General features: G+C 70.9%; 25 protein-coding genes. 17 read left to right on the forward strand and 8 right to left on the reverse strand.

All coding sequences use genetic code 11. The features are described from left to right. Window positions 1-19 precede the first annotated feature (19 nt). Window positions 20-415: an ArsR/SmtB family transcription factor gene (locus WFK95_RS04485; RefSeq protein ID WP_336669983.1), complete on the reverse strand. Its 396-nt coding sequence runs from the start codon at window positions 413-415 to the stop codon at window positions 20-22. Between the two features lie 16 nt (window positions 416-431). On the opposite strand from WFK95_RS04485, the gene WFK95_RS04490 reads away from it, so the two are divergent. From WFK95_RS04490 to WFK95_RS04505, 4 genes are all read left to right on the forward strand, one after another. Next, a complete protein-coding gene (locus tag WFK95_RS04490; RefSeq protein WP_224649585.1) occupies window positions 432-899 on the forward strand; it encodes an SRPBCC domain-containing protein in 468 nt (155 codons plus the stop codon). 42 nt (window positions 900-941) lie between these two features. Beyond that, the gene (locus WFK95_RS04495) at window positions 942-1,805 is read left to right on the forward strand and encodes an SCO6745 family protein (RefSeq protein ID WP_336669984.1); all 864 of its coding nucleotides are present in this window, start codon (window positions 942-944) and stop codon (window positions 1,803-1,805) included. A gap of 116 nt (window positions 1,806-1,921) precedes the next feature. Continuing rightward, window positions 1,922-3,316, forward strand: coding sequence for a sigma 54-interacting transcriptional regulator (locus tag WFK95_RS04500; RefSeq protein ID WP_336669985.1), 1,395 nt, complete (start codon window positions 1,922-1,924; stop codon window positions 3,314-3,316). Further along, window positions 3,306-5,303: a vWA domain-containing protein gene (locus WFK95_RS04505; RefSeq protein WP_336669986.1), complete on the forward strand. Its 1,998-nt coding sequence runs from the start codon at window positions 3,306-3,308 to the stop codon at window positions 5,301-5,303. Before WFK95_RS04500 ends, WFK95_RS04505 begins: the two co-directional genes overlap by 11 nt. Here WFK95_RS04505 and WFK95_RS04510 read toward each other — a convergent pair whose 3' ends face one another. The 7 genes from WFK95_RS04510 to rpmB form a co-directional block, all read right to left on the reverse strand. After that, the gene (locus WFK95_RS04510; RefSeq protein ID WP_336669987.1) at window positions 5,304-5,906 is read right to left on the reverse strand and encodes a DUF1707 SHOCT-like domain-containing protein; all 603 of its coding nucleotides are present in this window, start codon (window positions 5,904-5,906) and stop codon (window positions 5,304-5,306) included. A 155-nt stretch (window positions 5,907-6,061) separates the two neighbouring features. Further along, window positions 6,062-7,033, reverse strand: a complete 972-nt coding sequence (locus WFK95_RS04515) for a hypothetical protein (RefSeq protein ID WP_336669988.1) — start codon at window positions 7,031-7,033, stop codon at window positions 6,062-6,064. A 138-nt stretch (window positions 7,034-7,171) separates the two neighbouring features. Then, complete coding sequence (locus tag WFK95_RS04520) at window positions 7,172-8,110, reverse strand: AEC family transporter (RefSeq protein ID WP_224649591.1); 939 nt, start codon at window positions 8,108-8,110, stop codon at window positions 7,172-7,174. A gap of 556 nt (window positions 8,111-8,666) precedes the next feature. Next, complete coding sequence (gene rpsR / locus WFK95_RS04525) at window positions 8,667-8,897, reverse strand: 30S ribosomal protein S18 (protein WP_224647065.1); 231 nt, start codon at window positions 8,895-8,897, stop codon at window positions 8,667-8,669. After that, a complete protein-coding gene (gene rpsN / locus WFK95_RS04530) occupies window positions 8,897-9,202 on the reverse strand; it encodes a 30S ribosomal protein S14 (RefSeq protein WP_336669989.1) in 306 nt (101 codons plus the stop codon). Before rpsN ends, rpsR begins: the two co-directional genes overlap by 1 nt. Next, window positions 9,202-9,366, reverse strand: coding sequence for a 50S ribosomal protein L33 (gene rpmG / locus WFK95_RS04535; protein ID WP_013127877.1), 165 nt, complete (start codon window positions 9,364-9,366; stop codon window positions 9,202-9,204). Before rpmG ends, rpsN begins: the two co-directional genes overlap by 1 nt. Further along, entirely contained in the window at window positions 9,367-9,603 is a 237-nt protein-coding gene (rpmB, locus tag WFK95_RS04540; RefSeq protein ID WP_068574798.1) for a 50S ribosomal protein L28, read from the reverse strand. A 46-nt stretch (window positions 9,604-9,649) separates the two neighbouring features. Between rpmB and mrf the strand changes: the two genes are divergently transcribed. The 13 genes from mrf (at window position 9,650) to WFK95_RS04605 (ending at window position 21,800) form a co-directional block, all read left to right on the forward strand. After that, the gene (gene mrf / locus WFK95_RS04545) at window positions 9,650-10,867 is read left to right on the forward strand and encodes a ribosome hibernation factor-recruiting GTPase MRF (RefSeq protein WP_224647062.1); all 1,218 of its coding nucleotides are present in this window, start codon (window positions 9,650-9,652) and stop codon (window positions 10,865-10,867) included. Next, on the forward strand, window positions 10,864-11,127 hold the full coding sequence (locus WFK95_RS04550; protein WP_224647060.1) for a type B 50S ribosomal protein L31: 264 nt from the start codon (window positions 10,864-10,866) through the stop codon (window positions 11,125-11,127). Before mrf ends, WFK95_RS04550 begins: the two co-directional genes overlap by 4 nt. Window positions 11,128-11,201: 74 nt before the next feature. Further along, complete coding sequence (gene rpmF, locus WFK95_RS04555) at window positions 11,202-11,375, forward strand: 50S ribosomal protein L32 (protein ID WP_013127873.1); 174 nt, start codon at window positions 11,202-11,204, stop codon at window positions 11,373-11,375. Between the two features lie 70 nt (window positions 11,376-11,445). Further along, window positions 11,446-12,099: a trimeric intracellular cation channel family protein gene (locus WFK95_RS04560; protein WP_224647059.1), complete on the forward strand. Its 654-nt coding sequence runs from the start codon at window positions 11,446-11,448 to the stop codon at window positions 12,097-12,099. 80 nt (window positions 12,100-12,179) lie between these two features. Further along, window positions 12,180-12,866 carry a response regulator transcription factor gene (locus tag WFK95_RS04565; RefSeq protein ID WP_224647058.1) on the forward strand — a complete coding sequence of 229 codons (687 nt, stop codon included), beginning with the start codon at window positions 12,180-12,182 and terminating at the stop codon, window positions 12,864-12,866. Between the two features lie 94 nt (window positions 12,867-12,960). Then, window positions 12,961-14,406: a HAMP domain-containing sensor histidine kinase gene (locus tag WFK95_RS04570; RefSeq protein ID WP_224647057.1), complete on the forward strand. Its 1,446-nt coding sequence runs from the start codon at window positions 12,961-12,963 to the stop codon at window positions 14,404-14,406. A gap of 72 nt (window positions 14,407-14,478) precedes the next feature. Next, window positions 14,479-15,783, forward strand: coding sequence for a trypsin-like peptidase domain-containing protein (locus WFK95_RS04575; RefSeq protein WP_224647056.1), 1,305 nt, complete (start codon window positions 14,479-14,481; stop codon window positions 15,781-15,783). Window positions 15,784-15,797: 14 nt separating this feature from the next. Then, window positions 15,798-16,406: a MogA/MoaB family molybdenum cofactor biosynthesis protein gene (locus WFK95_RS04580; RefSeq protein WP_224647072.1), complete on the forward strand. Its 609-nt coding sequence runs from the start codon at window positions 15,798-15,800 to the stop codon at window positions 16,404-16,406. Further along, window positions 16,406-16,651, forward strand: a complete 246-nt coding sequence (locus WFK95_RS04585; RefSeq protein ID WP_224647055.1) for a hypothetical protein — start codon at window positions 16,406-16,408, stop codon at window positions 16,649-16,651. The genes WFK95_RS04580 and WFK95_RS04585 overlap by 1 nt, the downstream gene beginning before the upstream one ends. A 423-nt stretch (window positions 16,652-17,074) precedes the next feature. Further along, window positions 17,075-17,734: an MspA family porin gene (locus WFK95_RS04590; protein ID WP_224647054.1), complete on the forward strand. Its 660-nt coding sequence runs from the start codon at window positions 17,075-17,077 to the stop codon at window positions 17,732-17,734. A 69-nt stretch (window positions 17,735-17,803) separates the two neighbouring features. Next, complete coding sequence (locus tag WFK95_RS04595; RefSeq protein ID WP_224647053.1) at window positions 17,804-18,502, forward strand: MspA family porin; 699 nt, start codon at window positions 17,804-17,806, stop codon at window positions 18,500-18,502. Between the two features lie 152 nt (window positions 18,503-18,654). Further along, window positions 18,655-20,046 carry a hypothetical protein gene (locus tag WFK95_RS04600; RefSeq protein ID WP_336669990.1) on the forward strand — a complete coding sequence of 464 codons (1,392 nt, stop codon included), beginning with the start codon at window positions 18,655-18,657 and terminating at the stop codon, window positions 20,044-20,046. A 392-nt stretch (window positions 20,047-20,438) separates the two neighbouring features. Beyond that, window positions 20,439-21,800: a hypothetical protein gene (locus WFK95_RS04605; protein ID WP_336669991.1), complete on the forward strand. Its 1,362-nt coding sequence runs from the start codon at window positions 20,439-20,441 to the stop codon at window positions 21,798-21,800. The last annotated feature ends 26 nt before the right edge of the window (window positions 21,801-21,826 follow it).

Raw genomic sequence — 21,826 nt, forward strand, 5'->3', positions numbered from 1 at the left:
CCCGTCGACGTCGCCGGACTCAGTCGCGGGTGAGGTCGTCGAGGAGGGACACCGCCGCGCGGGCGTACTCGCCGATCCAGCGGTCGTGGATGCGCTTGATGGGGACGGGCGCCAGCGTGAGGTGTCGCTCGCGGCCGACCTTGCGGCCGATCACCAGCTCCGCGCGCTCGAGGACGCGCAGGTGCTGCAGCACCGTCGTGCGGTCGAGGTCGGGGAACTGCGCGCACAGGTCGCCCGTGGTGCGGGGCGACTCCTTGAGCACGTCGAGCATGCGGCGACGGGTCGCGTTGGCGAGCGCCTTGAAGACCAGATCGTCGGCAACGTCGTCGGGCGCTGCTGCCGCGCCGCCCGTCGCGGCCCCCGCCACCGCCGCGCCGGGAGTTTCGACATCGCTCTTGCGATCACCGTCAGACATGTTGTAGTTTTATCACATGTCCGAACTCAAAGAACTCTCCTTCACCGTCTCCGGCTACGTGGCGCGCCCCACTGCGCAGGTCTACGAGGCCGTCGCCGACCCCGACCAGCTGTCCAAGTACTTCACCACCGGCGGCGCCCGCGGCCGACTGGAGCCGAACACCGAGGTCACCTGGGACTTCGCCGACTTCCCCGGAGCCTTCCCCGTGCAGGTCGTCGAGGCGACGCCGCACTCGAAGATCGTGATCCGCTGGGACGCCGAGAACGCCGTCGCCGGCGACGGCCACACCACCACGACCTTCGAATTCGCGCCGATCGACGACGACAGCCGCACGCTCGTCACCATCACCGAGTCGGCGTGGACCGCGACCGAGGACGGCGCCAAGGGCGCGTTCGGCAACTGCATGGGCTGGACCGGCATGCTCGCCGCGATGAAGGCCTGGGTCGAGCACGGCATCAACCTGCGCGAGGGCTTCTACAAGTAGCCCACCGTCGACATCCCGCGCCCGCCCTGACAGGGTGAGGGCATGTCGGACAACGCCGTCGCCCTCGCCCGGACCGCCTACGAGACGGTCGAACCCTTCCACGTGGTCGCCTACTTCAACCCGGGCATCCGGGACGCGGTCAGCGACCTGGGGATCGACCAGCACGCCTTCTACGTGGGCGCGCGGGCCGCACCGATCGGCGAGGCGCACGCCGCCGTCGTCGCCGCGGCCTTCTACAACTTCGCGCCGTCGCTGATCGAGGCCGCCTGGCCGGTCGCCGTCGACGCCGGCCTGGCCGAGATCGACGAGCGCCGCTACGTGATGCTCGCGGAGCAGTACCGCACCATCCTCGCCGGGATCGACCCGGCCGAGGTGCGCGCGCTCGCCGACGGATTCGGCACCGTCGTCGCCGACCTGCCCCTGGCCGGCCGGACGCTCGCGGCGGCCTGGGCGTCGTCGACGGTCCCCGACGACCCGGCCCTCGCGCTCTGGCGCCACCTCTCGGTGCTCCGCGAATGGCGCGGCGACAACCACCTCGCCGAGCTGATCCGGCACGGTCTGACGGGCCTGGAGGCGGGCGTCCTGCACGAGGCCGACCTGCCCGATCCCGACGTGCGCCGCCGCGTCATGGGCCGCCGGTTCTTCCGCATCACCCGCGGCTACAGCGAGCAGGAGTGGGGCGACGCGGTCGCGCGCCTCACCGAGCGCGGCCTGGTCGAGGGCGACGCCGAGGAGCACCGGCTCACCGTCGAGGGCATGGGCGTCTACCTGGACATCGAGGCCGGAACCGACGCCATCACAGCGGCGGCCTTCGGGCCCGGCACCGAGGAGCTGATCACCCGCATCCGGCCGCTGACCAAGGCCGTGATCGACGCGGGCGTCATCCCCGGCACGACGAAGAAGTAGCCGCCGATCCCGCGGCGCCGCCCTCGGCAACCCCGCCGACGCGAGCGTCTATTCCCGGTTTCGCTGCGGGCGTACTCGCTAGGGCGGGGGCCGCGGATCGGCGTAGCGTTGACGGCGTGAGCACTGCACGCCCCGACACGCTGCCCGCCACCCTCGGCGAACTCAAGGCCTCCGGCCACGTCTACCGCGGAATCAAGGACGAACTCCGCAACAACCTGCTCGCCGCGCTGCGCGCCGACACCGATCCCTGGGACGGCATCCAGGGCTTCAACGACACCGTCATCCCGCAGCTCGAGCGCGCCCTCCTGGCCGGCCACGACGTGGTCCTGCTCGGCGAGCGCGGCCAGGGCAAGACGCGCTTGATCCGCACCATCGTCGGCCTGCTCGACGAGTGGACGCCCGTGATCGACGGTGCGGAGCTCGGCGAGCATCCGTACCACCCGATCACGCCCGCCTCCATCCGGCGCGCGCAGGAGCTGGGCGACGAGCTGCCCGTCGCGTGGAAGCACCGCGACGAGCGCTACTCCGAGAAGCTGGCGACGCCGGACACGTCCGTCGGCGACCTGGTCGGCGACGTCGACCCGGTCAAGGTCGCGCAGGGCCGCAGCCTCGGCGATCCCGAGACCATCCACTTCGGCCTCATCCCGCGGGCGCACCGCGGCATCGTCGCGGTCAACGAGCTGCCCGATCTGGCCGAACGCATCCAGGTCGCGATGCTGAACGTGATGGAGGAGCGCGACATCCAGGTGCGCGGCTACACGCTGCGCCTGCCGCTGGACGTGCTGCTCCTCGCGTCCGCGAACCCCGAGGACTACACCAACCGCGGCCGCATCATCACCCCGCTGAAGGACCGCTTCGGCGCCGAGATCCGCACGCACTACCCGCTGGACCTCGAGGACGAGGTCGCGGTCATCGAGCAGGAGGCCGACGTCGTGGCCTCCGTGCCGCAGTACCTCACCGAGGTGCTGGCCCGGTTCACCCGCGAGCTGCGCGAATCGCCCGCCGTCGACCAGCGGTCCGGCGTCTCCGCCCGGTTCGCCATCGCGGCGCAGGAGACCATCGCCGCGGCGGCGCTGCACCGCGCGGCCGTGGGCGGCGAGGACCTGCCCGTCGCGCGCCCCGTCGACCTGATGACGGTGCCCGACGTGCTGCGCGGCAAGGTCGAGTTCGAGGCCGGCGAGGAGGGGCGCGAGATCGCGACGCTCGTGCACCTGCTGCGTCGCGCGACGGCCGAGACGATCGGCGAGTACCTGCTGGGCGTCGATCTGGGGCCGCTCGTGGAGGCCATCGAGGCGGGCGGGCCGATCGTCACCGGTGACGACGTGACCGCCGCCGAGCTGCTGTCCGCGCTCCCGGAGGTCCCGGTCCTCGCGGAGGTCTACCGCCGCCTCGAGGCCGAGTCGCCGGGGGAGCGCGCCGCCGCCGCCGAGTTCGCGCTCGAGGGCCTGTACCTGGCCCGGCGGATCGGCAAGGAGTCCGACGAGGAGGGCCAGACCGTCTATGGCGGATAGGTCCTCGCGCGCGGGGCGCGACCGGCAGGGACGGCGCGGGCACCTGGCCCGGTACCGCCGCTACACCGGCGGGCCCGATCCGTTGGCGCCGCCGGTGGATTTACGGGACGCGCTCGACGAGATCGGCCGCGATGTGATGAGCGGCGTCTCCCCGCGCCGCGCGCTGCAGGAGTACCTGCGCCGCGGCGGCGAGAACCGCCGCGGTCTCGACAAGCTCGCCGAACTGGCGAACCGCCGGCGGCAGGAGTTGTTGCAGCGCAACAACCTCGGCAAGACCTTTGAGGACGTGCAGAAGCTGCTCGACGAGGCGGTGCTCGCGGAGCGCAAGGAGCTCGCCCGGGCGCTGGACGACGATGCCCGGTTCCAGGAGATGCGCATCTCGAACCTGCCGCCGTCGGCGGCGCAGGCCGTGCGCGAGCTGGGCGACTACCCGTGGCGCTCTCCCGAGGCCGCGCAGAAGTACGAGGAGATCCGCGACCTGCTCGGCCGCGAGCTCCTCGATCAGCAGTTCGCCGGGATCAAGCAGGCCCTCGAGGGCGCGACCGACGAGGACCGCGCGGCGATCCAGAAGATGCTCGACGACCTGAACACCCTGCTGGACAAGCACAACGCCGGCACCGCGACGCAGGACGACTTCGAGGACTTCATGGCCGAGCACGGCCAGTACGTCCCGGAGAACCCGCGGAACATCGACGAGCTCATCGACGCCCTGGCACAGCGCTCGGCGGCCGCGCAGCGGCTCTACAACAGCCTCACGCCCGAGCAGCGGGCCGAGCTGGAGGAGCTGTCGCAGGCGGCCTTCGGCTCGCCCCAGCTCTCCCAGGCGCTGAGCGACCTCACCGGCAAGCTCATGGACGCCCGCCCGGGCGAGGACTGGTACGGCAGCCAGGAGTTCGAGGGCGGCGAGGGCATGGGCCTCGGCGACGCCACGCAGGCCATGCAGGACATCGCCGACCTCGAATCCCTTGCCGAGCAACTGAGTCAGCAGCACAACGGCGCGGCGCTCGACGACATCGATCTGGATGCGCTGCAGCGGCAACTCGGCGACGAAGCCGTCGCCGACGCGCGGACGCTCGCCGAACTGGAGAAGGCGCTCAAGGATCAAGGCTACTTCTCCCGGGACCCCGACGGAGCGCTGCGCCTGTCGCCCAAGGCGATCCGGCAGCTGGGCCAGTCGATCCTGCGGGACGTCGCGGACCGTCTGACCTCCCGCGGAGGGGAGCGCAACACCGCCCGCGCCGGCGCCACCGGCGAGGCCACCGGCGCGAGCCGGGAATGGCGCTTCGGCGACACCGAGCCCTGGGACGCCACTCGCACCGTGCTCAACGGCGTGCTCCGCCAGGCCGCCTCCGGCGAGACCGGACCGGTCACGCTGGACGCCAAGGACATCGAGGTCACCGAGACCGAGGCGCGCAGCCGCGCGGCGGTCGCCCTGCTCGTGGACACCAGCTTCTCCATGGTGATGGAGGGCCGATGGCTGCCGATGAAGCGCACGGCTCTCGCTCTGCACCAGCTGATCTCGACCCGCTTCCGCGGGGACGACCTGGCGCTCATCAGCTTCGGGCGGTACGCGCGCACGCTGAGCGTCGGGGAGCTGACGGGGCTGGACGGCGTGTACGAGCAGGGCACCAACCTGCACCACGCGCTCGCCCTGGCGCAGCAGCATTTCCGGTCGCATCCGAACGCGCAGCCGGTGCTCCTGGTGGTCACCGACGGCGAGCCCACCGCGCACCTCGAACGCGACGGCGAACCCTTCTTCGACTACCCGCCGCACCCGCGGACCATCGCGATGACGGTGCGCGGACTGGATGCCGTTGCCGCGCAGGGCGCGCAGATCACCGTCTTCCAGCTGGGCGACGACCCGGGCCTGACCCGCTTCCTCGCCGCCGTGGTGCGGCGCGTCGGCGGGCGGCTGGTCTCGCCGGACCTGGACGGGCTCGGCGCCGCCGTGGTCAGCGACTATCTGGGCAGCCGCAAGCGCAGGTAGCTATTTGATCTCCACCTCGACGCCGCCCCAGAAGGCGAAGCCCTTCACCACGATCCGGGGACCGGTGGGGTCCCCCGTCTGCGGATTCTTGTGGTCGAAGGCGCCCATCACGCCCACGCCCTCGACGTGAACGTTCGCGCCGCGCGGCAGGATGATCTTCACGCCGCCCATGACCGCGTAGGCGTTGAGCGTCACGTCGCCGACGAGGATCGTCGCCTCCCGCAGGTCCAGCGAGACGCCGCCCCAGAACGCGATCGCGGTGTGCTCGGGCCCGACGGCGACCGGCCCGCGCACCTTGGTCTCCGACATCACGGCCCACTTGGTCTCGCCCATCCGCGGCACACCGGCCGGCGCGGTCGACGGTGCGCGGTAGGCCGGGGCCGCCGTCGCGGGGAGGTTCTGCACGGCGGGCAGGTCCACCACGAGCCGGTCGAGATCGGCGAAGGTGCGAGCCGCGATCGCCTGGTGCGAGCGGTCCTCGTACTCGGGAAGCGTGAGCTGCCCGAGGCCGAGGGCCTCGGAGAGCATCTCGACCACCCGGTTGCGATCGTGATCGGATGCTCGGAGGACGTCGCGGCGCAGGGGCTCCAACTCGTCGGACATGCCCTCGACTCTAGGCGAATCGCCCGGCGTCGCGCTTCCCAAAAACTGCTTCGCCGTTCAGGGGGCGCACTCGTCCCGGAACGCGACCGTCCCCCGGTCCGAGGGACCGGGGGACGGTGCTGCTCCCGCGGGGGAGCGAGGTGTTCGGTGCCGCATCAGAGCAGGCGACCCACGACGGGGAGGCGCTTGAGCAGCAGCGCGATCCCGGAGGGCTGGCCCTTCTTCGGGGCCTTCTCCTCGGCCTTCGCGACCGTCTTCGACGGTGCCGTCGGCGCGGCCTTCGCGTCCGCCTTGGCGGCGGGCTTCGAGGACTTCGCGTCGATCGAGGCGGGCGCCTTGCCCTTCGAGGCGGCGTCCTTCTGCGCGGCGATCGGGGTGATCTTGGCCTCGGACGCCTTGACCGGCGCCTTCTTCGCGGCGGGCTTGGTGGCCGCGGGCTTCGCGGCCGGCTTGGACGCAGCAGTCTTGGCGGCCGCCGGCTTCGCAGCAGCAGTCTTGGCAGCAGCGGGCTTGGTGGCGGCCGGCTTCGCAGCGGCGGGCTTGGTGGCGGCGGACTTCGCCGGCGCCTTCTTCGCGGGCGCCTTCTTGGCCGGGGCGGCCTTCTTCGCGGCCGGGGTCGCCGTCTTGGCGGCGGCCTTCTTGGCCGGGGCCTTCGCGGCGGCCGGCTTCTCAGCGGCGGCGGGCTTCTCAGCGGCGGCGGGCTTCGCGGCACCGTCGAGGCCGAGAACGGCCCAGGCGTCCTCCCACGCGGCGACGGCGTCGGCGGTCACGGCGAGGTTGGTGCCGGCGGTCAGCGCCTTGCCCGGGTTCTTGCCCTCCCACGCGGCGGCGAGCTTCGCCACGTGCGCGGCGTAGTCGGCGGCCGGGGCGAGCGCGATCGGCGCACCGTCGGACAGGTCGACGAGCGCCCACGCGGTGACGGGGGCCTTCGCGGCGGCCTCGGTCTTACGGGCCTGCCATGCGTCGCCGGTGGTGGCCTTCACGCGGAGCGTCTCGGTACGGCCGTCGGCTGCGGTCACGGTGACGAGGGTCGTGCTGCCCTTCGTGGTCACCTCTGCCTTGCCCCCGCGGGCCTCAACGGCAGAGACGAACAGGTCGACGGCGCGCTGTGCGGCGGTCTGAGCCATGGGGTCTCTCCTGGGTTCGGTTCGTAGTGCGCCGTTCAGCGCCCTACTCGTGAGTTCATTAACCCACGAGTAGTTTCGTCAACCCAAGCCGAAACGGGGGTCACAGGCGTAATGTGACCGGGTCGTGCGTCACATTCGTCAGGTGAGAAGGACCGCGATCAGCATGATCGCCGGAATCGACAGGGCCGTTGTGATAAGCCCGGAATCCCTCGCCAGGATCACGCCACGGTTGTATCGCAAGCCGTAGACCAGCACGTTCTGTGCGGTCGGGAGGGCGGCGGTCACCGTCTGCGCCATCAGGGCGTGCCCCGACTGCCCGAACAGGAAGCGCGCCATCGCCCACGCCAGTACGGGCATTGCGATCATCTTGAGCACGGTCGCCAGGGCGATGTCCCGGCGGGGCGCCTCGCCCTTCTGGAGCACCCGCACGCCGCCGAGCGAGAGCCCGAAGACGATCAGGGCCATCGGGACGGAGGCATCGCCGAGCAGCTTCACCGGGCTCATCAACCACTCCGGCGGATGCCACCGCGTCAGGGAGATCGTGAGCCCGATCAGCGCGCCGACGACGATCGGGTTCAGCAGCGGGGTCGCGACGGTGCGCCACAGCGGCTGCTTCGGCCCCGTGCGTTCGCGGGCCTCGGCGAGGTCGAGCATCGTGAGCGCGATCGTCGAGAAGACGAGGATCTGGAAGAGCAGCAGCGGCGCCACGTACGAGGTGTCGTGCAGCACGAAGACCGCGATCGGGATGCCGAGGTTCGACGAGTTCACGTAGCTCGAGGCGAGCGCGCCGATCGTGGCGTCGCCCATCGTCCGCCGCCAGAAGACGCGGACGATCACGTAGTAGACCGCCGCGATCGCGAGCGCCGACCCCGCGCTCACCCACAGCCGCGAGCTGAAGAGGACGGTCACGTCGGTGGTGGCCAGCGCGTGCAGCAGGAGCGCCGGCGTCAGCAGGTAGAAGACCAGCAGCGACAGTTGCTTCTCCGGCTGCTCGCCCAGGACTTCCAACCGGCCGAGGAGCCACCCGGCCGCGATGATGATCGCGATCACGGCGAAGCCTGCCAGCACGGAAGTCACGTGCCAGAAGGTTACGCGACCGAACTATCACCGCCTCGCGGGTGGGTTCGGTGCACGCGGCGCTCGACCCTCGGATTCTGTCCGGAATGGACAGGGCCGGCGCGGCTGTTCGACGGGCCTCCCCGGTCGCGACACAGCGCCGCGCGGGCGCCGCATGGGGGACGTCGACGCGGCGTGGGGGACGGTCGGTCCCCCACAGGAAGCCGGTGGTGGGGTGGGGGAGCAACCGCGGCGTGGGGGACGTCGACGCGGCGTGGGGGACGGTCGGTCCCCTCCGGGAAGCCGGTGGTGGGGTGGGGGAGGAACTGCGGCGTGGGGGACGTCGACGCGGCGCGGGGGACGACGGCGACTCGTCCGCTGTCCGCGGCGATGCGCTGTCCATTCCGGACAGAATCCGAGAGCAGAGCGGCGGAGCACCTGCACTCCTCGCCGGCACGCACGCGGCGCCCGTGCATGTGCGCCCGGCCGCGAGGGTGTTCCTCACGATTCGGCGTTCTGCGGCGGTACGCGTGTGCAGGTGCAGGTGTACCGCCGCAGAACGCGACATCGTGAGGAGCTACTTCTTCGAGGAGTAGGGGAGCAGCGCCATCTCGCGGGCGTTCTTCACCGCCAGCGCGAGCGCGCGCTGGTCCTGCGGCGAGAGCCGGGTCACCGCGCGGGAGCGCAGCTTGCCGCGCTCGTTGAGGAAGGTGCGCAGGTAGGTGACGTTCTTGTAGTCGAGCGCGCCCTCGGGCACGCGGACGAGGCCGCGCCGCGCGGGCGGGGTGCGCAGGGGTCGACGTGCCATCACCAGCTCGACTTCCGGACGCCGGGCAGCTGACCGTCGTGCGCCATCTGCCGCACGCGCACCCGGGACAGCCCGAACTTGCGCAGGTGGCCGCGCGGGCGGCCGTCGGCGGCGTCGCGGTTGCGGACGCGCGTCGCCGAGCTGTCGCGGGGCAGCTTCGCGAGCGCGCTCACGGCGGCCGCGCGCTCGTCCGCCGGGGTCGACGGGTGCGCGATGACCCGCTTGAGCTCGGCGCGACGCTCCGCATGCCGGGCCACCAGGGCCTTGCGCCGCTCGTTGGCGGCGATCTTCGCCTTCGTGGCCATCAGCGCTCCTCCCGGAAGTCGACGTGCTGCCGGACCACGGGGTCGTACTTGCGCAGCACCATGCGGTCGGGGTCGTTGCGGCGGTTCTTCCTGGTCACGTAGGTGTACCCGGTGCCGGCGGTGGACTTGAGCTTGATGATCGGTCGGATCTCGTTGCGGGCCATTTACAGCTTCTCCCCTCGGGACAGGATGTCGGCGACCACGGCGTCGATGCCGCGGCGATCGATGGTCTTGATGCCCTTCGTGGACACCCGGAGCGTGACGGTGCGCCCGAGCGACGGCACGTAGTAGCGGCGGCGCTGGATGTTCGGGTCCCAGCGGCGGTTCGTGCGCACGTGGCTGTGCGAGACCCGCTTGCCGAAGCCGGGCGCCCGACCCGTGACCTGGCAGTGTGCGGACATGGTTCTCCTTCTTGCGAATGATTGTCGATAAGGTAACGTACTGGAAATGGGAATCATTTCCAAGAGAACTCCGGTCCTGCTCCTGACGGGCTTCGGTGGGCAGGAGCGCGCGCTCGAGCTGGCCGAGCCCGGCACCGTCGTCGTGCATCACGACCTGTCCGGCCTGAGGGAGGGCCTGGTCGTGCGCTCGGAGGCCACCGTCCGGCCCGACGGGACCGCCGAGGAGCGCGTCGCCCTGCTCGAGCTCGCGCACGGCTGCGTCTCGTGCACGCTCCGCGAGGACCTGCTGCCGCTGCTCCGCACGCTGCACCGGCGGGTGGGCGTCCGGCGCATCGTCGTGCGGCTCGACCCGATCCTCGAGGCCGACGCCGTGCGGCACGCCATTGAGCACGTGATCGTGGAGATGGTCGGCGCGGTGCCCGGCCCCGCCGCGCGCGACGTCGAGGTGACCGGCACGATCGGCTTCGTCGACGGCGCGACCTGGCTCGACGACGCCCTCGGCGAGGACGATCTCGGCGAGCGCTTCCCGGTGCCGGACGACGACGAGCGCACCGTCGCCCAGCTGGCCGTCGGGCACGCGCAGAGCGCGGACCTGCTGGTCGTGACCGGCGACAGCCCCGACCCCGCCCGGCTGCGCGCGGTGCTGCGCCGCCTCGCGCCGGGCGCCCCGATCGCCCGCGAGCGCGCCCCGCTCGACGGCCTGCTGCCGCGCCTGGCGATCCCGCGCGCGCCCATCGAGCCCTTCGGCCCGCTCCTGCCCGGCTGTCCGCCCCTCGATCCCGACGGTGACGTCCGGCTGATCGAGTTCAGTGCCCGCCGCCCGCTGCACCCCGGCCGCTTCCACGAGGCGATCGACGTGCTGCTCGACGGTGTCGTCCACACCCGCGGGCGCATCTGGCTCGCCACCACGCCCGACGAGGCCTTCTGGCTGGAGTCCGCCGGCGCCGGCCTGCGCGTCGGCGCGGCCGGACGGTGGCTCGCGGCCGGCGGCGACGGCTCGCCCGAGCGGTGGGCGATGGCGTCGGCGGCCTGGGACGAGGCGTACGGGGACCGTCGGACCGACCTGGTGGTGCTGGCGGCCGGGGCCGACCCCGCGCAGATCGCGGAGACCCTGCGGTGGGCCGAGCTGACCCCCGAGGAGTTCGCCGCCGGCCCCGACGCGTGGGCCGGCTGGCACGACCCCTTCGGCGAGATGCACGCCGACCCGTGCGAAGACCTGACCCCCGGCACCGAGGCCGAGGCTGAACAGAAGGAGAACCGATGAAGCAGGGAATCCACCCCGAGTACCGACCGATCGCGTTCCAGGACTCGTCGACGGGGAAGATCTTCGTCACCCGCAGCACGGCGACGTCGACGCGCACCGTCGAGGTCGACGGGGAGACGTATCCGCTGATCGTCGTGGATGTGACCAGCGATTCGCATCCGCTGTGGACGGGCAAGCAGCGCGTCGTCGACACCGCCGGCCGGGTGCAGAAGTTCCAGGAGAAGTACGCACGTTTTGGCGGGCGGGCCGCGGGACGGTAGACTTCAGTGCTTGTGACGTTGGTAGCCCTCGGGCTCGCGTCGAAGACTTGTTCCGAGGACCGTTAGGAAGAATCATGGCTGTACCGAAGCGCCGTATGTCGCGGGCGAACACGCATGCTCGCCGCTCGCAGTGGAAGGCGAACAACCCCGAGCTGCAGGCCGTGCAGGTCGGCGGCCGCACCCACCTGGTTCCGCGTCGCCTCGTGCGCGCCGCGAAGCTGGGCCTGGTCGATCTCGACCGCCGCTAACTGATCTTTCCCCCAAGAGCGGGTCGGCCTGGTGCCGACCCGCTCTTGAGGTGTATCCGAGGGGGCATACGTGCTGCTGGCGGTGCTGAACTACGCGGGGATCGCGGTCTTCGCCGCCTCCGGCGCGCTCATCGGCGTCCGCAAGCGGCTCGACCTGTTCGGCGTGTGGACCCTCGCGGCGCTCACCGGCGTGGGCGGCGGCGTCGCCCGCGACGTGCTGCTGGGCATCCACCCGCCCGCCTCCTTCCAGGGCTGGGAGAACATCACCACCGCGTCGATCGCGGCGGCGTTCGTCTTCGTCTTCCACCCGCAGTTCGGCCGGCTCCGCAACTCCGTGCTCGTGCTCGACGCGATCGGCATGGGCGTCTTCTCCGCCACCGGCGCTCTGACGGCCCTGCATCATGACGCCAGCCCGTTCGCCGCCGCGCTCATCGGCATCACCACCGCCCTCGGCGGCGGCGTGCTGCGCGACATCCTGGTCAACGAGGTGCCGCTGCTCATCCAGGAGCGCGACCTCTACGCCATCCCGGCTCTCACCGGCGCCGGCGCGACGGTGCTCGCCGCCTCCTGGGGCGCCACCGACTCCCGCGCGCTCCTGGTCGGCGCGGTGCTGGCCTCCGGCTTCCGCCTGCTCGCGCTGTGGCAGGGCTGGCGCGTGCCCGTCGCCCCCGAGGACGTGGCCGGCCGCTTCCTCAAGGCGTGCAGGCGGGGCTTCCGCCGCTGAACCGGTTGTTCGCTCAGGGCCGAGTGCCGACAAGCACCCCTTAAGCCAATTCACACACGACTTCGGTAAGACTGTGGACTATGCGAATTCTGGTGGTCGACGACGATCGTGCGGTGCGGGAGTCCCTGCGCCGCTCGCTGACCTTCAACGGGTACCAGGTGGACACCGCCGTCGACGGGCAGGACGCGCTCGATCACATCGCGAGCAACCGCCCGGACGCGCTGGTCCTGGACCTGAACATGCCGCGGATCGACGGTCTGGAGGTGTGCCGCCGCCTGCGCAGCGCGGGCGACGACCTGCCGATCCTCGTGCTCACCGCCCGCGACGCCGTGAGCGACCGGGTCAGCGGACTCGACGCCGGCGCCGACGACTACCTGCCCAAGCCCTTCGCGCTGGAGGAGCTGCTGGCCCGGATGCGGGCGCTGCTGCGCCGCGCGACCCCCGACGCCGGCGCCGACAACGAGGTGCTCAAGTTCGAGGACCTCAGCCTCGACCCGGCCACCCGCGAGGTGCTCCGCGGCGAGCGGAGCATCAGCCTCACCCGCACCGAGTTCAGCCTGCTCGAGATGCTCATGAGCAACCCGCGCCGGGTGCTCACCCGCAGCCGCATCCTCGAGGAGGTCTGGGGCTACGACTTCCCGACCTCGGGGAACGCGCTCGAGGTGTACGTCGGCTACCTGCGCCGCAAGACGGAGGCCGAGGGGGAGAGCCGCCTGATCCACACCGTGCGGGGCGTCGGGTACGTCCTGCGCGAGACCCCGCCGTGATCCGATGACGGGGCGCGTTCCGACGACGTCCGGCCCTCTGCCGCGGCACGCCCGCCCGGAGGCCCGCGACCGGCAGGTCCGGGACCGTCGTCCCATGCGCGACCCGAACCCGGTCACCCGCAACGTCAGTTTCCGCTGGCGCGTCACGCTGCTGGCCGCGGCCGTCGTGGGCATCACGGTGGCGCTCATGGCGGCGTCGGCGTTCTTCGTGGTCAAGCGGGCGATGTACGCGGACGTCGACAACCGGCTGCACCAGCAGGTGGACTCAGTGGCGCCGGCGATGAGCTCGCCGGTCACGCAGTTCACCACAGTGATGATGATGCTGATGTTCCGGCCGGACATGTCCGTCAACCGCACGATGGTCGTCTATCCCGACGGGACGCCGTACCACTCGGGCCCGTCGGGGCAGGTCCCCATCGGGCAGCCGGAGCGCGACGTGATCTCGGGCAAGCTCGCCCAGTCGCTGCGCTCCGAGGGCGACACCCGGGTGATGGCGCGGCGCCTCGACAACGGCGTCACGATCATCGTCGCCGAGGACCTCACCCCGACGAAGAACCTGCTCAGCGAGCTGGGCACGGTGCTCGTCGTGGTCGGCGCGTGCGGCATCGTGCTCGCGGCGATCGCGGGCACCGCCGTCGCGCGCGGGGGCCTGAGACCCGTGCAGCGGCTCACCGAGGCCGCGGAGCGGGTGGCCCGCACCGACGACCTCACTCCGATCCCCGTGGTGGGCCGCGACGAGCTGGCGCGGCTGACCACCAGCTTCAACACGATGCTGCAGGCCCTCGCCGAGTCGCGCGACCGGCAGGCCCGCCTCGTCGCCGACGCCGGCCACGAGCTGCGCACCCCGCTCACGAGCCTGCGGACCAACGTCGAGCTGCTCGTCGCCGCGAACCAGCCGGGCGCGCCGCCGATCCCCGAGGATGACATGAAGGAGCTCTCCGACGACGTCCTCGCCCAGGTGGAGGAGCTGACCACGCTGGTCGGCGACCTCGTCGACCTCGCCCGCGAGGACGCGCCCGAGGCCGTCAACGAGGAGGTCGACCTCGAGGAGATCCTGCAGAAGGCGGTCGAGCGCGTGGAGCGCCGTCGCCCGACGGTCCGCTTCGACGTCACGAGCGCGCCCTGGTACGTCTACGGCGACCACGGCGGCCTGGGCCGCGCGGTGGTGAACGTGCTGGACAACGCGGCGAAGTTCTCGCCCGACGGTTCCGTGGTGCGGGTCGAGCTCGCCGAGATCGGCGTCGACCGGGCGGCGCTCAGCGTCGCCGACAGCGGGCCCGGCATCCCCGAGGAGGACCGGGAGCTGGTCTTCGAACGCTTCTACCGCTCGATGGCGAGCCGCTCGATGCCCGGCTCCGGCCTGGGCCTCGCGATCGTCAAACAGGTGGTGGAGCGGCACGGCGGTTCCGTCGCGGTCGGCACGGCCGACGGTGGCGGCGCGCTCCTGCGCCTCGAGATCCCCGGCAGCCCGGTCGCGGGCGGCCGGGCCCCGCAGGTGGTGCAGCGGGAACCCCGCCTGCGCCTGCTGCGGGGGAAGTGACAATCTGCTCACAGGCACTTCACAGAAGGCGTATGCAGTCTTGGCGGGGAAGAACACGAAGGAGGGGGCTCCATGACCGAGGGTCCGCAGAATCCCTATCAGCAGGGGCAGCCGGCCGGGCAGTACGGCCAGCCGAGCCAGCCCGGTGCGCAGAGCCAGGCGAGCCAGCCGGGCCAGCCCGCCGCGCAGGGCCAGTACCGGCCCACGCAGCAGTACTCGGGCGCCTACCCGGCGCCGGGCGGCGCACCGTCGGGCTACCCCGGGCCGGGCGTCCTGCCCGCGGTGACCACGACGCCCGCGCGCGGGCCCGGGATGGGTGCGCTGGTCGCGATGGGCGTGGCGATCGCGTTGATCGCGTCGCTGCTCTCGGTGACCGGGGCGTACCTCGTGTGGGGCGGGAACGATTCGTCGCCGACGGTGACGGTGTCCGGCGGTGACGCGCCGCCCGTGGTCAAGGGCTCGGTGCAGGACGTGGCGCAGGGCGTGCTGCCGGCAGTGGTGTCGATCGACAACCAGGCGGGGACCTCGGAGTCGTCGGGGTCGGGCGTGGTGATCAGCGCGGACGGCAAGATCGTGACGAACAACCACGTCATCGCCGGGAACGGCAAGCTGACGGTCTCCTTCTCCGACGGCAGTGTGAGCAACGCCGCCGTGGTGGGCGCGGACCCCATCACCGATCTCGCGGTGATCCAGACGGACAAGCGCGACCTCAAGCCGCTGACCTTCGCCGACAGCGGCAAGCTGACCGTCGGCCAGGAGGTCGTGGCCGTGGGCGCCCCGCTGGGCCTCGCGGGCACGGTGACCAGCGGCATCGTCTCGGCGCTGAACCGCCCGGTGGCGACCAGCGGCAAGGACTCCGACCAGGCGACGGTGATCAACTCGGTGCAGACCGACGCGGCGATCAACCCGGGCAACTCGGGTGGCGCCCTGGTCGACATGACGGGCCGGCTGGTGGGCATCAACTCGTCGATCGCGACGCTCGGCGGCTCGAGGCTGACGGGGCAGCAGGGCGGCAGCATCGGCCTGGGCTTCGCGATCCCCTCGAACCAGGTGCAGCGGATCAGCAAGGAGCTGATGGAGTCGGGCTCGGCGACGCACGCTGCGGTCGGCGTCACGGTGGACCCGCGGGCCTCGGTGAGCCGGCCGGGCGCGCTGGTGGCGGAGGTCTCGTCGACGGGCGCCTTCGGTCGGGCCGGCATCCCGAAGGGTGCGCTGGTGACGAAGATCGACCAGCTGCAGATCAGCGACGGCTATGGATTGATCGGCGCCGTGCGCGCCTACCCGCCGGGGGCTACCGTGACCGTTACCTACCTCGATAGCCCGAGTAGTACGAGTCCGGTGACCAAGCAGGTGACGCTCGATAAGTTGGACAAGTGACGGAGGAGTCGAAGATGACCGCGGAGATGAGCCAGAGCCGAGCAGCGGACGCCGAGTGGCTGGAGGACGACGTGCTGGACGTGCCGGCCCTCGATGACGCCGCCCTCGACGGGGCCGGGGTGATCGGCCGTGCCCTCGTGATCGTCGTCGACGACCACCTGCAGCCCGGCGCCTCCCGCGCGTCCGGCGCGGGTAAGTCGGTGGGTTCGCTGGTGACGGAGCTGCTCGAGGAGTCCGGCTTCGAGGTGGACGCCGTGGTCGTCGTCCCCGCCGAGGAGGTGGACGTGCGCAACGCGCTGAACACCGCGGTGATCGGCGGCGTCGACCTGGCCGTGACCATCGGCGGCGTGGGCGTGGGCGCCCGCGACGTGACGCCGGAGGCCACCGAGGAGATCCTCGACAAGAAGCTGCCCGGCATCTGCGAGGCGCTGCGCTCGTCGGGGCTCGCCGCGGGCGCGACCGACGCGGGCCTCTCCCGTGGGCTGGCCGGCGTCTCCGGCAGCACGGTGGTGGTGAACCTGGCCAGCTCGCGCGCGGCGATCCGCGACGGCATGGCGACGCTGACGCCGCTCGCCACCCACGTGATCCGCCACATCGCGGGCGGCGACGACCAGGCCCGGTGATGTCCGAGCCCGGCTCCACCCCCGAGGGCCCCGCTCCCCGGAAGTACTCCGCGCGCGATGTCGCGCGGATCTTCGGGGACGTCCTGCCCTCACAGACCAAGGACGATCTGCCCGATTCCGGCTCCGGCCGAGGATCGAAGGACGCCGCGCCCCGCCCGGGCGCGGCGTCTCGCCGTTCCGGGTCCGACGGTGACCCGACCGAGCGGTGGTATCGCGAGAACCGCCCGCCGCACCACGGCGGCTAGCGTCGTTGAAACCGCAAACCTGGGTAGTGTGACTAAGGACACGCCCGCCCAGTGAAACGGTCAGGTTACGGCTCTGGTGTATCTGAGTGAACTCTAAGGACGAAGCCCACCCTAAGTTTCATGCAGGTAGATGACCGTTTTCGGTGAGTGCAACCTAAGAAGTGCAGGTCGACGCATGAGTACGAGATTCGCGATCGCGATGAAAAGGTTCACGAACTCATCATTTACGAAGATCGAAAGCGTTGCGCGACCTGGAAAACTGAGGATATGCTCCGCGAGAACCGAAGGTCAGCGAAGACTTCCGGGGAACCGATAGTGATCCTGAGCTGAGACGAAGCGCAGGATTCGGCAGGGCGGCTGGGTGAGTCGCCGGCCGGCGCTCCTACCGGAGCGTCACACCATGATTCCTGGTGAGGGGAACGAATGAGCAAGATGAGCAAGGTTGCAGGGCGCGCTGGCGTCGTTGCGATCGCGGTGGCTGCTGCTGCCTCGGTCGCGGCTGGATCGGCCAACGCCGGCCCGCTGCCCAGTGGTCAGAAGACCGTCCCGGCCCCCGCTGGCTGGAGCGTCGTCCTGAAGTCGACCGGCAACTCGTCGGCGATCCAGGGCTCGCTGGCCACGGCGCAGTCGCGCACCGCGTGGTACACGTCCAACGGCTCCGTCACGGTCTCGGCTCCCGCCGACGCCAAGGACATCCAGGGCAAGCTCGGCGTCGGCGTCATCGTCGGCTGCCAGTTCCCCGGCGCGATCGGTGTCGAGGGCAAGGTCACCGGCCCCGGCGCTGGCCTCGATTCGGGCGGCCCCAGCGCCAGCCTCGGTGGCGCGGGTGCCACGCTGTCTGTTCCGCTGAGCCCGGGCGCGACCTCGAGCGTCACCGGCTACGGCCGTGGCGACCAGATCGGCTCCACGGATTCGATCAAGTTCACCAAGGCCGGCACCTACAACGTGTCGATCAAGGACCAGAACATCGACATCAAGCACTGCTCGGGCTACGCGCAGGCGCGCGTCGTGACCTGGGTCGAGATCAAGGGCAGCAACCGTATCCAGGGCTTCCTGTACGGCGCGCCGTTCTCGCTGGGCTGATTCTCCGACCGACCTGACTCTCTCTTGCCCGCCCTGCGGGGCGGCGATTCCCGAAGGAATGTCATTTCAATGAAGAACATCGCGATCCGCGGCGCCGTCGTTGCCGCCGCGGCCGGCGTGGCGCTCGGCACCGTCTCCACAGGTGTGGCCAACGCCGACACCTTCATCCCGCTGCCCAACGGCAGCGTCTCCAACAAGGTGGGCGACTCGAACGTCGTCGTCACCATCACCAACCAGAGCGCGAAGCTCTCGCCCGGCATGGTCGCCCTGCCCACCACCCGCAACGCGTGGGTCTCGGGCCTGGTCTCCGTGAAGATCAACGGCGGCAAGCCCGACGGTGGCTCCATCGCCGCCGGTTACGCCGTGGGCTGCCAGGTGGACGTCGGCTCCGCTGGCGTGACTGCCGGCGTCACCGGCGAGTCGGGCACGTCGGTCGGCTTCAACGGCCCGACCATCCAGCCGAAGGTCACCGCCACCACCGGTGCGTCGATCAAGCTGGCCGCGGGCAGCATCGGCACACAGATGCTGACCTACGACCGCGCCACCTGGCCGTCGCCGGGTGACGAGATCTCCCCCGACTGGGCCGATCCGAGCACCGGCTTCAAGTTCAAGGGCTCCTCGGGTTCGCTCGCGTACACCGAGCAGACCATCGGCGTCGACGGCTGCGCCGGCTACGCGCAGGCCCGCTTCTTCGCCAAGGTCAAGGTGAAGTCGGGCAACACGCAGTCGACGGTGTTCCTCTGGGGCAAGCCTTTCACCCTGGGCTGATAGCCACCACACGCTAGAAGGCGGTGTCCATTCGGGCACCGCCTTCTGTGTCTCAACAGATTGGTACCAACGTACAAATCGGGCACGGCGCCGCCCGGCTTGTACTGCATGAATCCCGGGCGCTGCATCCGTCCTCAAGGAAGCTGACACCAATGAACACGAAGGCCACCTCCCTCACCTCCGTCACCGCGATCGTGGCTGCCGCCGCCGTCGCCATCGCACCGGTCTCCGGCGCCGTCGCCGCGACCTCCGCACCCACCGCCACCCCGGCCGCCACCGTCGCGAGCACGATCGCGACCCCCGCCGCGGTGCTCAAGAACATCGCCGCGGCTCCCGCGGTTGCGAATGCGGCCGCCGCCGTTCCGGCCGCGCTCGGCACCTTCGTCGTCGTCACCGACGAGGCCGTTCAGGGCGCCACCGCTGCTGCTTCCGCTGCGAGCTCGCAGGCTGCTGTCGAGCTGCCCACGGTGCCGAAGTCGGTGACCGATCTCCTCAACCTCGCCGGGCTTCCGGTGCAGGCGGTCTACCGCGTCCTGCAGACCAGCCAGGGCGTCTACACCATCTGGTACAAGATGCTCACCTCCGTGCCGCAGGCCATCTTCAAGGGCGAGTTCGGCTCGGTCCCGAGCCTGTTCCAGAAGGCGGTCACGGACTCGCTGACCTGGATCGCCACCGGCGCGGGCCCGAAGGCGGCCGAGGCGCCCAAGGCTGCGGCCACGGTCTCGTCCGACACCGCCGCCAAGCCGAACCCGATCACCTCGGGGCTCGACGTCCTGGGCATCCCGGTCGCGACCGCGTACGCCGGCGGCCAGGCGGCACTGTCGATCTACAAGAACTTCTACGGCCTGCTCACCTCGGTCCCCCAGGCGATCTTCCAGGGCAAGTTCGGCGATGCCGTCAACCTCGTGGTCGACGCCGTGTCCAAGTCGGTGACCACGATCGTCGAGTTCCCGGGCGCGCAGATCAAGGCGGCGTCGGACAAGATCGACAAGCTGATCGCCTCGCTGACCCCGGGCGTCGCCGCGCCGACCACCACATCGTCGGATGCGGTGTCGCGGACCTCGGTCGCTACCACCGACGAGTCCCTCGTGACGTCCGTCGCCGACAAGACGGCCGTCGCGCAGAAGCCGGTGGTGGAGACGACCAAGCCGACCGCCGAGGCCGCCAAGCCCGCGGTGGAGACCGCCAAGCCGGTGGTCTCCGAGACCTCGAAGCCCGCGGCGGAGCCGACGGTGACCAAGCCGGTCGAGTCGACCCCGACGGTGACCACGCCGGCCGCCGAGCCGACGGTGACCAAGCCGGTCGAGTCGACGCCGACGGAGACCAAGCCGGTCGTCGAGGAGTCGAAGCCCACTGTCGACTCGAAGCCGACGGCGGATGCGAAGCCCGCTGCGGAGTCGAAGCCGACGGCGGATGCGAAGCCCGCTGCAGAGTCGAAGCCGGCCGCGGAGTCGAAGCCCACCAGCGACTCGAGCGCGTCGGACTCCTCGGCCTCGGAGGGGTCGAGCGCATCGGATTCATCGGCAGGCTCGACGGCAAAGTAGTCGCTCCGCTTCACATCAGCGCATCGCGCGTCTCGGGCTTCCCGGGGCGCGCGATGCGCTTTTCTGTAGTCCGGAGCGCGCTAGGTACGGATACGCGTGGCGGGGCGTCACTCGTCAGCCGAATGACGTGCACCGACGCGCGACAGAGTCGTTCGCGCAGGAGTCACGTCGGTGTCTCCTTGTCCGGTTTCGGAACCGTCGGCGAATTGCTGGTGCAATGTCGAAAGCCGCCACCGTGGGTATCGCTCCCAGGGGCCAGAACTCTTTTTATTGCTTGGTAATGGATAGCTCAACCGACTTTCCGTACTTCGTATTTCTTCCCCCATGTGCGGTGCTATTTTTCAGGAACAGGTAGGAATCGCCTGAGATTGAACTGAGGGGAACTAACAACAATGAAGCGCACCACTTCGCTGGCCGCCGCGGTGACCGCGGCCGCGATCATCGCGACCCCGGTCGGCGCGAACGCCGTCGCCGCCACCTCTGCGCCCGCGCCCGCGGCCGTCGTCTCCGCGCAGCAGGCCGCCGCGTTGCCGGAGCTGCCCGCTCTGGAGTCGTTCGCGCCCGACCCGCTCAAGGTGCTCGCGCTTCCCTTCAGCAACTTCGAGCTGATTCGGACGTCCGCGTTCGTCTTCACGGGCTACAAGACGAACGCCGCCGGCAAGTTGGTGGACAAGAACGATAAGCCGCTTCGGGAGAAGGCGGTGGGCGAGTCCGACGCGGACTACGCGAAGTACGTCGCCGACAATCGCGTGGCGGTCAACGTGAACATCTTCCAGGCGATCAGTGATTCGGTGAACAAGGTGGCGCTGAAGGGTGACTTCGCTGCCGCCGCGGCGCAGATCCAGAACTACCTGGCCCAGCTCGCCTCGAAGGTGATCGCCCTCCCGGCGGCGTTGATCAACCTGAACGTGGGGGCTTTCTTCCCCAAGCCGGCCCCGACCGCGACCGCGGTTCGGGCGGCCGCGTCCCCGGCTGATGCGAGCCCGTTCGCGCTGCCGACCGTCGGGAGCCTGCTGACCGTCGCGGGGATCCCGTTGAAGAACTTCGACCAGGCCAGGCTCGCCGCGTTCGTCACCGTCGGCTACAAGACGAACGACGCCGGCGAGTACGTCGGTGCGGACGGTAAGCCGCTCAAGGAGGGGCAGACGAAGGAGAAGGACGGCGTCCCGCTGAGTGCGAACATCTTCCAGGCGGTGAGTGACGCCGTGAACAAGAAGGCGCTCCGGGGCGACTTCGCCGGCGCGGCGCAGGCGATCCAGGGCTACCTCACCGAGCTGGCCGGGAACGTGGTCGCGCTGCCGGGGCAGATCCTCGAGTACGACCTGAAGGCGATCGGCGCCGTCGTTCCCGGCGTGCCGACCCTGCCCGACGCCGCGGCCGACCGCTCGGCGGCCGGTGGCGTTGCGGCCGAGACGGGGGCCAAGCCCGCGAAGCCTCTCGTCAAGACACTCAGCGGCTCAGGCTCGGGCGCACCCGAGGTTGAGGGCTCGTCGCAGGCCGGCTCCACTGTGCCGACCCCGGGAACCGGTGGCTCGGGGACGGGCGACGGGGCGACGGGGCGCGATCTCATCGGCGCCGTCCGTGACCTGTTCGACCGCCCCGACCGGACGAAGCCCGCGGAGCCGACTGCGCCGACGACGCAGGAGCCGACCGCGCCCACAGGGAGTGGCGACTCGCAGCCGTCCGGCAGCGCGGGTTCGACCGGCGAAGCCGAGCCCGGCACCGGCGGCGAGACGGCGAACGACGGCGAATAGCTCCGACCGACGGATCGCCCGCCCTG

This window comes from Tsukamurella sp. USMM236 (assembly GCF_037148755.1).
Classification (GTDB): Bacteria; Actinomycetota; Actinomycetes; order Mycobacteriales; family Mycobacteriaceae; genus Tsukamurella.

Bases quoted from the DNA above. Each gene is read 5' to 3' on its own strand.
- WFK95_RS04485 (WP_336669983.1), bottom strand. From the start codon at position 415: ATGTCTGACGGTGATCGCAAGAGCGATGTCGAAACTCCCGGCGCGGCG.
- WFK95_RS04490 (WP_224649585.1), top strand. From the start codon at position 432: ATGTCCGAACTCAAAGAACTCTCCTTCACCGTCTCCGGCTACGTGGCG.
- WFK95_RS04495 (WP_336669984.1), top strand. From the start codon at position 942: ATGTCGGACAACGCCGTCGCCCTCGCCCGGACCGCCTACGAGACGGTC.
- WFK95_RS04505 (WP_336669986.1), top strand. From the start codon at position 3,306: ATGGCGGATAGGTCCTCGCGCGCGGGGCGCGACCGGCAGGGACGGCGC.
- WFK95_RS04510 (WP_336669987.1), bottom strand. From the start codon at position 5,906: ATGTCCGACGAGTTGGAGCCCCTGCGCCGCGACGTCCTCCGAGCATCC.
- WFK95_RS04515 (WP_336669988.1), bottom strand. From the start codon at position 7,033: ATGGCTCAGACCGCCGCACAGCGCGCCGTCGACCTGTTCGTCTCTGCC.
- rpsR (WP_224647065.1), bottom strand. From the start codon at position 8,897: ATGGCACGTCGACCCCTGCGCACCCCGCCCGCGCGGCGCGGCCTCGTC.
- rpsN (WP_336669989.1), bottom strand. From the start codon at position 9,202: ATGGCCACGAAGGCGAAGATCGCCGCCAACGAGCGGCGCAAGGCCCTG.
- rpmG (WP_013127877.1), bottom strand. From the start codon at position 9,366: ATGGCCCGCAACGAGATCCGACCGATCATCAAGCTCAAGTCCACCGCC.
- rpmB (WP_068574798.1), bottom strand. From the start codon at position 9,603: ATGTCCGCACACTGCCAGGTCACGGGTCGGGCGCCCGGCTTCGGCAAG.
- mrf (WP_224647062.1), top strand. From the start codon at position 9,650: ATGGGAATCATTTCCAAGAGAACTCCGGTCCTGCTCCTGACGGGCTTC.
- WFK95_RS04550 (WP_224647060.1), top strand. From the start codon at position 10,864: ATGAAGCAGGGAATCCACCCCGAGTACCGACCGATCGCGTTCCAGGAC.
- rpmF (WP_013127873.1), top strand. From the start codon at position 11,202: ATGGCTGTACCGAAGCGCCGTATGTCGCGGGCGAACACGCATGCTCGC.
- WFK95_RS04565 (WP_224647058.1), top strand. From the start codon at position 12,180: ATGCGAATTCTGGTGGTCGACGACGATCGTGCGGTGCGGGAGTCCCTG.
- WFK95_RS04570 (WP_224647057.1), top strand. From the start codon at position 12,961: ATGCGCGACCCGAACCCGGTCACCCGCAACGTCAGTTTCCGCTGGCGC.
- WFK95_RS04575 (WP_224647056.1), top strand. From the start codon at position 14,479: ATGACCGAGGGTCCGCAGAATCCCTATCAGCAGGGGCAGCCGGCCGGG.
- WFK95_RS04580 (WP_224647072.1), top strand. From the start codon at position 15,798: ATGACCGCGGAGATGAGCCAGAGCCGAGCAGCGGACGCCGAGTGGCTG.
- WFK95_RS04585 (WP_224647055.1), top strand. From the start codon at position 16,406: ATGTCCGAGCCCGGCTCCACCCCCGAGGGCCCCGCTCCCCGGAAGTAC.
- WFK95_RS04590 (WP_224647054.1), top strand. From the start codon at position 17,075: ATGAGCAAGATGAGCAAGGTTGCAGGGCGCGCTGGCGTCGTTGCGATC.
- WFK95_RS04595 (WP_224647053.1), top strand. From the start codon at position 17,804: ATGAAGAACATCGCGATCCGCGGCGCCGTCGTTGCCGCCGCGGCCGGC.
- WFK95_RS04600 (WP_336669990.1), top strand. From the start codon at position 18,655: ATGAACACGAAGGCCACCTCCCTCACCTCCGTCACCGCGATCGTGGCT.
- WFK95_RS04605 (WP_336669991.1), top strand. From the start codon at position 20,439: ATGAAGCGCACCACTTCGCTGGCCGCCGCGGTGACCGCGGCCGCGATC.